This window comes from Ursidibacter arcticus (assembly GCF_009761375.1).
GTDB lineage: Bacteria > Pseudomonadota > Gammaproteobacteria > Enterobacterales > Pasteurellaceae > Ursidibacter > Ursidibacter arcticus.
On sequence record NZ_LEKM01000010.1, the window covers coordinates 1 to 7,786 of the forward strand.

Sequence of the window (7,786 nt, forward strand, 5' to 3'; positions counted from 1 at the left end):
GTTGTACAAGGGGAGATTTGATAAACGTGAATTACAAAGCGAAAGATAAACAAGAGGTAAGATTTCTAACGATTTTTACAAATCCTTCCGCTTGTATAGATTAGGATAGCGCTCTTCTTTGACGAGTGATGTAATTTTAAATAAAGAGCAAGCACTCTTGTGGACACGAGTGCTATCTAGGTAGCATAGATGTTGAATAGACATCCTTGCAATAATTTGAATAATATATTTTTTTGATTGCATTATTTGAATCTAGCTCGGATATCGCTTCTTTGAATGTATCAACTAAATCAGATTGAGAAATAGTTTTGCCTTCTCTTGCCATTTTCGATAGGGCTGCTGTTAATGTGCTATCCTTTGCTATAAGCGCAGAATTTATATCACCTATTTTTTCAGCAGCAGCAATACATTTCACAAGTTCTTTAAGTTGTGGATCGACATTATGACCACAACTAGTAAGAATAAATAAAGATGAGATAGAAAATATTAATCTGTATAATTTCATTATTTATTTCCCCTGTGTTAAACATAAAAGGATTGAATAATTACAATAATTGGTAATATAGCACCAATAACTATTCCAAAAATCCCAAAAACGAAAGATACTCCAGTTGTACTAGAAAATTGTCCCATTGAATATCCAACTGTTCCTCCAATACCACCTAATGCAGTACCTAAAATAAGACCAATAAGCTTAACAAAAAAGCCAACCTCATTTTGAATAAAATAGATAGAGTTTACAGAGCCTGTTGGAAGAGCTGAACTTATCCAAAATATGTAAACTAAAAATATAAAAGATAAAACTGCACATAATGCGATACGTTCTTGTGTATTCATAAATTTTCTCCTGAATTAGTAATAAAACTTTACTATTGAAAAAAAAAAATGAATTGTGTCAAGCTATAAATCTCAAAAATTAAATTTTTAACTCACATTAACCAATGCATTTTGCATTAAATAGTCATTTTCTGTAGAATTGAGAGTTTTATTTATTGATTTTAGAAAAATGATTTTAGAAAAGAGAAAAAATAAATGATCCAAAACCTCCAAATGGCAGATCGTTTCGACGCATCTGCAGTAGAACAAGCACTTTATAAACACTGGGAAGAACAGGGCTATTTTAAGCCGACTGAGAACCCGAACGTTCCAAGTTACTGTATCGCAATTCCGCCGCCGAATGTGACGGGTTCATTGCATATGGGACACGCTTTCCAACAAACGTTAATGGATACGTTAATCCGTTTCAACCGTATGGAAGGGCATAACACCTTATGGCAAGCAGGCACAGACCACGCAGGGATCGCCACGCAAATGGTGGTGGAGCGTAAAATTGCAGCGGAAGAGGGCAAAACTCGCCACGACTACGGGCGTGAGGCTTTCATCAACAAGATTTGGGACTGGAAAGCCTATTCAGGCGGTACAATCAGCCAACAAATGCGCCGTTTAGGCAACTCAATCGACTGGGATCGTGAGCGTTTTACAATGGACGAAGGCTTGTCCAATGCGGTAAAAGAAGTGTTCGTGCGTTTACACGAAGAAGGCTTGATTTATCGTGGTAAACGTCTAGTAAACTGGGATCCAAAACTTCACACTGCTATTTCCGATTTAGAAGTAGAAAACAAAGAGAGCAAAGGCTCGCTGTGGCATTTCCGCTATCCGCTAGCAAACGGTGCAAAAACCGCAGACGGTAAAGATTATTTAGTGGTAGCGACCACTCGCCCTGAAACGATGTTAGGCGATACAGCGGTGGCGGTTCACCCAGAAGATGAACGCTATCAATCCTTGATTGGTAAAACGGTTATCCTACCGCTTGCCAATCGAGAAATCCCAATTATTGCCGATGATTATGTCGATCGTGAATTTGGAACAGGTGTGGTAAAAATTACCCCTGCTCACGATTTTAACGACTACGAAGTCGGTAAACGCCATAGTTTACCAATGGTAAACGTCCTAACCTTAAATGCGGATATTCGTGCGGAAGCGGAAATTATCGGCACAGACGGTAAACCGCTAACCAGTTACGAGGCGAAAATCCCTGTGGATTATCAAGGCTTAGAGCGTTTTGTGGCGCGTAAGAAAATTGTGGCAGATTTTGAAGCACTCGGCTTGTTAGATGAAATCAAACCGCACGACTTAAAAGTGCCTTACGGCGACCGTGGTGGCGTACCAATCGAGCCAATGCTTACCGATCAATGGTATGTGTCGGTAAAACCACTTGCAGAAGTGGCGACTAAAGCAGTGGAAGACGGTGAAATCCAATTCGTGCCAAAACAGTATGAAAACCTCTATTTCTCTTGGATGCGTGATATCCAAGATTGGTGTATTTCTCGCCAACTATGGTGGGGACACCGTATTCCTGCGTGGTATGACGAACAAGGCAATGTTTATGTTGCTCGTGATGAGGCGGAAGTGCGGTCAAAATATCAGCTAAATTCTGATGTTGTACTACGCCAAGATGAAGACGTGTTAGACACTTGGTTCTCATCAGGTTTATGGACGTTCTCTACATTAGGTTGGCCAGAGCAAACCAAAGAATTGAAAATGTTCCACCCAACCGATGTGTTAATTACAGGGTTCGACATCATCTTCTTCTGGGTAGCTCGTATGATTATGTTTACGATGCACTTTATCAAAGATGAAAATGGCAAACCACAAGTACCATTTAAAACGGTGTATGTAACAGGCTTAATTCGTGATGAACAAGGGCAAAAAATGTCGAAATCGAAAGGGAACGTATTAGACCCAATTGATATGATTGACGGTATTTCCCTTGAAGATCTTCTTGAAAAACGCACAGGTAATATGATGCAACCACAGCTTGCAGAAAAAATTGCTAAAGCAACGCGTAAAGAGTTTGAGAACGGCATTTCTGCTCACGGTACGGACGCCCTACGTTTCACCCTTGCCGCTCTTGCAAGTAATGGGCGTGATATTAACTGGGATATGAAACGCCTTGAAGGCTATCGCAATTTCTGTAACAAATTATGGAATGCCAGCCGTTTTGTACTCACAAACGACAAACTGGATTTATCAGCAGGCGAAGTGGAATACAGTTTAGCGGATCGTTGGATTGAATCGACTTTTAACCGCACTGTTGAAGAATTCCGTTCAGCATTAGCACAATACCGTTTTGACTTAGCGGCAAATACCATTTACGAATTTACTTGGAACCAATTCTGCGACTGGTATTTAGAACTAACTAAACCTATTTTTGCTAACGGTACGGAGGCTCAAAAACGTGGTGCAAGCCAGACGTTAGTGAAAGTGTTGGAAAAATTATTGCGTTTAGCTCACCCGATTATCCCATTTATTACCGAAGAAATTTGGCAAAAAGTGAAAGGATTTGCAGGTGTTGAAGGCGATACCATTATGTTACAGCCATTCCCACAAGTAGATGCCGAAGCAATCGACAACCAAGCAGAACAACAAATTGCGTGGTTAAAAGAGGTGATTATTGCCGTGCGTAATATTCGTGCGGAATCAAACATCGCCCCAAGCAAAGGACTTGACCTATTGCTACGCAATATCAGCGAAACCGATTGCAAAATTCTTGCTGAAAACGACCGCTTGTTAAAAGCCATTGCGAAATTAGACGATGTTAAAGTCCTTAACGCTGGTGAAGAAGCACCACTTTCAGTCACCAAACTGATCGGCAATGCGGAGTTATTCGTGCCAATGGCAGGCTTTATCAATAAAGAGGCAGAATTGGCACGTTTGAATAAAGAGATCGAAAAACTGAATAACGAAGTGGCTCGTATCGAAAACAAACTCAGCAACGAAGCCTTTGTTGCCAAAGCCCCAGAGCAAGTCATCACCAAAGAGCGTGAAAAAATGCAAGAGTACCAAAATGGTTTAGCGAAATTGCAAGAACAGTATAAAGCGATTGAGGCTTTATAATGATATAGGTGGAGCGAAAGCTCCATTTATTTATATCCTACTCCTATGTTCTACTCTGACGTGAGTGTGTTCAATCCCATCTTGATGTTCATAATCATATTTAAAACCTTTTAATTTAACTTGAATATTATTTTCTTGAGCATAGACATTCGTAAAATCTTCAAGTAATTCTAAAATATCGCTCGCAATATAGATTGCTCGTTCAGCGTTGATAGTGATTTTAGAATTAGGTTGAATATTTTTTAACGTTTTCTTTAATGCCGCTTTATTTAAAAAAGATACTTCTTCACCCAGTTCTAACACGATATTATCGGCATCAGCCAATTCCTCTCTGCTTAAATAATAAGAACGTTTCATATTACCGTGCAAAATAAACAGAATACTAATAATTAAACCAATTCCTACCCCTTTTAATAAATCTAAAAAGACCACTGCAATCATAGTGGCAACAAAAGGAATAAATTGATAAATGCCTTTCTGCCAAAAATGCAGATAGATGCTTGGTTTGGTAAGTTTATAACCAATAATAATCAGAATAGCAGCTAAACTGGCAAGAGGAATTTTATTCAGTAAGCTTGGAATAGAAAGAACACAAATGAGTAATAGTAGCCCGTGAAAAATGGCAGAAATTTTATGGGTTGCCCCCGCATTTGCATTCGCAGAAGAGCGAACAATCACAGAAGTCATCGGTAAACCGCCCAATAAAGAGGCTATTACATTCCCTATGCCTTGTGTGCGTAATTCTCGATTTGTATCAGTAATTCGGCGATGTTTATCTAAACGATCCGCTGCTTCAATTGAGAGTAATGTTTCAATAGAGGCAACAATCGCAATAGTAATTCCTGTTACCCAAACAATTTGGTTGCTGAAACCTGAAAAATCGGGAAAACGGATCAATCTTTCTGCTTGCTCTAAATTTTCTGGCACAGGGAGTTGCACTAATTGGCTAGTGGGAATAGCCAATGGGCTATTAAAATAGATAAAGCATTCATTGATAAGAATTCCCACCATCACTGCAATTAGTGCTGATGGCAGAATTTTAATTTTTCGTAGTTGTGGAATAAAATCCCAACCAATCACAATAAGTAAAGCGGTAAAAGCCACAATCAATGAGCCTAAATGAACGTGGATAATTGGATCAGAAACTACCGATAATAATTTGTCGCTCCCTAAGGCGTAGGGTAGCTCTTTAATAATAATGATAACCCCAATACCTGCTAACATTCCTTCAATTACCGCAAAAGGAATATAGTTTGTAATACTTCCTGCCTTGATAAGCCCAAGTAAGAGCTGAATAACCCCAGCAATTAAACCTGCACATAGGAAGAGTTCAAAAGAACCTAATTCACCAATAGCACTTAATACTATTGCCGCTAACCCTGCTGCTGGCCCTGATACACTAATATGCGATGTACTTAGCCAACCAATGACAATACCGCCCACGATACCAGACACAATACCTGATAATGGTGGAGCACCTGATGCTAATGCAATGCCTAAGCAGAGAGGTAAAGCAACGAGAAAAACGACTAGTCCTGATGCGAAATTTTGTTTAAGTAAACGTCCATTATTTTGTATGAGGCTCATAACTGCTGAATCCAAACCGTAAGAAAGGAATATTATTTTACGCCTTTTAAACAAGAAAATATTTGGCTTACATCACAAATTGAGTGAGAAATTGAAATAAAAAGTAAGAAAGCGGTAGTTTTTGATGAAAAAATACCACGACCGCTTTATCACTAATGAAAACTTGTTAGCTGTTCCGTCAAACCACTTTGGCGTTGAATTTTCATATTTACCCCCTGTTTCCAGATTTTTTCATTACTAAATAGGGTAAAGTGGGATTTTGCTCGTGTTACTGCGGTGTACAGTAGCTCTTTGCTGATTACAGGTGAGAACGTAAGAGGCATTATTAACAATGTATGAGCAAATTCAGAGCCTTGTGATTTATGAACTGTCATCACATAAGCAGGCTCATTACTCGGTAAACGATTTACTGAGATGCTTAAATAATCGCCTTTTTCTGTTTGTGTTTCAAAATAAACACGCAATTTACCTTGCTCATCAGGTAGGATAATTCCAATATCGCCACTGTAAATATTGAGTTGTGGGGCATTTTCAGTAACCAAAATAGGCTTGCCGATGTAGTTTTCTCGGCTGTGGCGGAAATGAACCAAATGGTGTTGTAGCAAGGCTTCTGCGATTGTATGGTTCAGTTTCTCAACGCCTAGTTCACTAACTCGTAGGGCGGAAAGGAAACGTACTTGTTGAAAAGCAGTAAAAATAGCTTGAATATTTTCTTTTGTAGGTTCACTTTTATAATGTTTGACTTGTTGTAGATAATCACGATAAAGCATTACTGCTTTTTTGACGACCATTTCTACACAATGTTGCGTCCAGAGTGGTTGTGTTGCAAATTCATTCGCATTAGGATAGTTAGATAAAGTAAGCTCATTAAATTCTGATCTTGCAAAAATATCCCACGATCTGACCGCTTGTTGAGCGTTAATTTCTTTCGCCAGTTGCCCGATGCCAGACCGATCATCAAAGCGATAACTATGACGTAAGTGGCAAAGAGAGTCACAAATAAAAGGTGGGTTTTCACTCTTAGCTGGAATAATGTCCCCTGTGGTTTCACTCAAATAATGGCTATGAGCAGGGCTATACCCCAAAGTTAAAAATTGCCCAAGCTCACTCATCATACTGCCTGCTTCTACGGACGCAAGCTGATCTTTATCTCCCAGTAGAATCACCCGAGTATTTGGTTTTAACGCATTGAGTAATTTATCCATCACAAACAAGTCAATCATTGAAGCTTCATCGACCACAATTAAATCAATATGTAGTGGGTTTTGTGAATGATAACGTGGCGTATCGCTATTTGGGTAAATCCCAATCAAGCTATGAATGGTTGAGGCTTTAGTCGGTACTTCATTTTTTAAGTTATCGGGTAAAGATAGCCCCTGTAAATTTTGGTGGATAGATTCTTTCAAACGAGCCGCTGCTTTTCCTGTTGGTGCAACAAGTGCAATATTCAGTAACGGTTGTCCAAGTTTGAGCTGTTTAAGTTGTAATGCGGCTAATAAAATGGCAACAGTGCGAGTTTTGCCCGTTCCCGGTCCACCTGAAATAATACTAAATGGCTGTTTTAATGCTGTTGCCACCGCTATTTTCTGCCAGTCAATATTTTCTGATTTTTCTGGGAAAAATTGAGCAATAATCTGCTGTTCAAGTGTGAAATTTGTATTTTGTATCGGTAAACTGACCGCTTGTTGAAGATATTGTGCGATTTGATTCTCAGCTTGCCAATAGCGATAGAAATAAACCCGTTGATGTTGGAATAACATCGGCGTTACTTTATTTGGATCATTGCTAAAAGCAATATGATTGGCTAACACACTTTGCCATTCAAGCGGTGAGATATGCTCAATTTTTTGCAAAATTGCATTACTCAATTCCCGATTATTTAAACCAAAAGGATTACTTGCCAAAGCGGAATCTAGGCGAATACAACTATGACCTTGCATTACATTAAAGGAAACCAAAGCACTAACCAAAATGGCTAAATTCTGTTGTAACGTTGAATAGCCTTGGTTTTGCTGTTTATTATCAATCAATTTAGCAAATTGATAATTTAATTCTGAGATCAGTTTTTCCGATTTAAGATGAGCGAGTAGTGTTAGCATAATAGGTAAGAGAACAAATAGATTGATGATAAAAATCAGACTGATGACAAACCCCAATTTGTTGTATTCAATAAACGGACGCCAGCGTGGCGTCCCTACACAACAAAATAAAATCTGTTATTTTTCAATTGGTTATAACTTTCCTTGTAGGGACGCCACGCTGGCGTCCGAATGAAAAAAGACTTTGTCAATAATCTGATGAT

At 38.9% G+C, this 7,786-nt stretch carries 5 protein-coding genes; 1 reads left to right on the forward strand and 4 read right to left on the reverse strand.

Annotation, left to right across the window (positions count from 1 at the left end):
* Positions 1-172: 172 nt before the first annotated feature.
* Positions 173-505: a hypothetical protein gene (locus tag A1D25_RS00180; RefSeq protein WP_157393714.1), complete on the reverse strand. Its 333-nt coding sequence runs from the start codon at positions 503-505 to the stop codon at positions 173-175.
* A gap of 17 nt (positions 506-522) precedes the next feature.
* Positions 523-837, reverse strand: coding sequence for a hypothetical protein (locus A1D25_RS00185; protein WP_157393715.1), 315 nt, complete (start codon positions 835-837; stop codon positions 523-525).
* Positions 838-1,032: 195 nt separating this feature from the next.
* Here A1D25_RS00185 and A1D25_RS00190 point away from each other — a divergent pair, with 195 nt between their 5' ends.
* Positions 1,033-3,897, forward strand: coding sequence for a valine--tRNA ligase (locus tag A1D25_RS00190; RefSeq protein WP_157393716.1), 2,865 nt, complete (start codon positions 1,033-1,035; stop codon positions 3,895-3,897).
* A 30-nt stretch (positions 3,898-3,927) separates the two neighbouring features.
* Here A1D25_RS00190 and A1D25_RS00195 read toward each other — a convergent pair whose 3' ends face one another.
* Positions 3,928-5,484 carry a SulP family inorganic anion transporter gene (locus A1D25_RS00195; protein ID WP_157393717.1) on the reverse strand — a complete coding sequence of 519 codons (1,557 nt, stop codon included), beginning with the start codon at positions 5,482-5,484 and terminating at the stop codon, positions 3,928-3,930.
* Positions 5,485-5,636: 152 nt separating this feature from the next.
* Positions 5,637-7,583 (reverse strand): exodeoxyribonuclease V subunit alpha, encoded by a 1,947-nt coding sequence (recD, locus tag A1D25_RS00200; protein ID WP_157393718.1) that lies wholly within the window; start codon positions 7,581-7,583, stop codon positions 5,637-5,639.
* Positions 7,584-7,786 lie beyond the last annotated feature (203 nt).

Coding starts and splice junctions, on each gene's coding strand:
- A1D25_RS00180 (WP_157393714.1), bottom strand. CDS start 505: ATGAAATTATACAGATTAATATTTTCTATCTCATCTTTATTTATTCTT.
- A1D25_RS00185 (WP_157393715.1), bottom strand. CDS start 837: ATGAATACACAAGAACGTATCGCATTATGTGCAGTTTTATCTTTTATA.
- A1D25_RS00190 (WP_157393716.1), top strand. CDS start 1,033: ATGATCCAAAACCTCCAAATGGCAGATCGTTTCGACGCATCTGCAGTA.
- A1D25_RS00195 (WP_157393717.1), bottom strand. CDS start 5,484: ATGAGCCTCATACAAAATAATGGACGTTTACTTAAACAAAATTTCGCA.
- recD (WP_157393718.1), bottom strand. CDS start 7,583: ATGCTAACACTACTCGCTCATCTTAAATCGGAAAAACTGATCTCAGAA.